Genomic DNA, 312 nt, shown 5'->3' with positions numbered 1-312 from the left:
GGTTCGTGGGCCTGAACATCGAAGACAAGGTCTGGGACCACTCCACTTTCAGCGCCAACCGCGAACGTCTGTTCAACGAAGACCTCGCCCGCGCCTTCTTCGAGCGCGTCAAGCTCAGTGCCCAGTGGGGCAAGCTCGCCAGCGACGAGCACTTCAGCGTGGACGGCACGCTCATTGACGCCTGGGCCTCGCACAAGAGCTTCAAGCGCAAAGACGACGACAGCGGCACGCCGCCTGGGCGCAACCCCGAGGTGGACTTCAAGGGGCAGGAGCGCTGCAACGACACCCACGAGAGCACCACGGACGCCGATG

The 312-nt window shown here is 64.4% G+C and carries 1 protein-coding gene; it reads left to right on the top strand.

Annotated elements, in window-relative coordinates; translation table 11 throughout:
* The coding region (locus OX89_RS12885; RefSeq protein ID WP_047350903.1) for an IS5 family transposase at nt 1-312 on the top strand (312 nt) is incomplete at both ends.

Source organism: Diaphorobacter sp. J5-51 (genome assembly GCF_001023515.1).
GTDB classification, from domain to species: Bacteria; Pseudomonadota; Gammaproteobacteria; order Burkholderiales; family Burkholderiaceae_C; genus Diaphorobacter; species Diaphorobacter nitroreducens.
Note: the sequence above shows the minus strand (reverse complement) of the source record. Positions and strands in the feature narration are given on the sequence as shown.